Raw genomic sequence first — 1,600 nt, 5'->3', positions numbered from 1 at the left:
TGCTGGGGGGGCCGGGCTCATTGCTTTCTCGGCGTTTTCGGAATCGAGTCTCTCGGAAGTTGTCAACAAAATCAGAGAGAGATATGTCGTTATCGAACCCTGGAGCGACTTGAGAGAATACATGTTTGAGAGGAAGGAAGCTTTCAGGGAGCTGTACAACTGCAATCGAGATCTCTTTGTGAAGAGATGAAACCTCTTTGAAAAAGAACAGAATGCTCTTGGATAAAGGAATCAGCCGGGGATTCCCCGGTGTAACTATTTGCTCGAGAGCTCAATAGACAAGGAGTGCTTCACAGGCGATTCCTGCCGTTAGCCGTATTCGAGAAATCTTTCCAGTACGGCAATGCAGAGTAGTAGACCCTCTCAAACTGGGATTTCCCTTCATCTTTCTTCGATCTCGGTTTCTCAGGGCCTTTCCCAAAAGAAATACTCAAGCTAGCCCTCATTCCGGACACAACGAATCCGAAAGATGCAGAAAAGACGATTTTGAACTTATGTGAACCTAATCTCGTTATTGTGAAGAGTGCCTGGTGATATAATTTTGGTGTGAAACGTTCTAGATAAACTCTTTCTTCGGCTATGAAGTATTTGTTTGAAGGAGGTGTTGTGAAGTGATTTACTACGTAGATGACAACGCAAAGCCGACCGGAGAACACGAAATTCATACGGAGTACTGCGATAGGCTCAAAGAAGTGGAATCGAAGAGAAGGCTTGGAGATTTCGTGAACTGCTTCGGGGCCCTTCAGAAAGCGAGAGAGATATACCCGAATGTCGACGGTTGCGTTCATTGTTGCAGTGAATGCCACAAGGGCTGAAGCATCTTCATAAATTTCAGATTTCTGATCACGCGTAAGGAATGAATATATCTGTTTTTCCATCCTCACAGCCGGAATATAGGTCTTTTCCGTTACTTCTTCCGGCTGCGGGGCTTTTTGTTTATCCTCCACTTTGCAGACTCTTCTGAGATGACGCCTGCTACGGTTAATCGCAGTTCCTTTCAAAGTGCGGCATTCTTCACGGATGCTATAATCATTCGGAATTGATGTTTCTTACCCGCTGATATTGGAGAAGAGAGTGGTGGAATGGATAGAGTGGTTATAGTTGGCAATGTAGATGTAGATATCATAGCAGGTCCGATTGACGACTGGCCTGAATGGGGGACGGAGATGGGCGTCGATACTGTCGATATTCGTATCGGCGGGCAGGCGGCCAACACGGCTGTTGTACTTGCCGACCTCGGAGTACCGGTGGATATAGTTACGGTCGCCGGGAATGATCTCTTCGGGAAGGCCCTCAAGCAAAGATTCGTAGAAATGGGGATTTCAGTCGATTGGTTTGACCTCATCGAAGGCAAGACTCCGCATACAGTTGCGATAACTCATACAAACAGCGAGAGAAGCTTTTTGAGCGACGAGTCTGTCATGCGCTTCATGGATGTTGACTTTGTGAGCGGTAAGCTGGCTAGAATAAAAGGCGCACATATACTCTTTTGTGGCATCAATGTCTTAAACGGTTTGAGAAGGGGAGACTTGAAAGCGCTTCTGGAATCTCTTCATGATGATAATCTTATCTACCTGGATCCGGGATGGCCTCCCGATGG

2 protein-coding genes are annotated in these 1,600 nt (G+C 46.6%); both read left to right on the top strand.

The genetic code is table 11. From position 1 onward, the window contains the following. Positions 1–611 precede the first annotated feature (611 nt). The gene (locus tag ENN47_10020; GenBank protein ID HDP78498.1) at positions 612–815 is read left to right on the top strand and encodes a hypothetical protein; all 204 of its coding nucleotides are present in this window, start codon (positions 612–614) and stop codon (positions 813–815) included. Between the two features lie 267 nt (positions 816–1,082). Further along, positions 1,083–1,600, top strand: a 518-nt coding sequence (locus tag ENN47_10015) for a carbohydrate kinase family protein (GenBank protein HDP78497.1), incomplete at its 3' end; no start/stop codon positions are given.

The organism is Mesotoga infera (assembly GCA_011045915.1).
Taxonomy (GTDB): domain Bacteria; phylum Thermotogota; class Thermotogae; order Petrotogales; family Kosmotogaceae; genus Mesotoga; species Mesotoga infera_D.
This window is presented reverse-complemented; position numbering and strand designations above follow the sequence as displayed.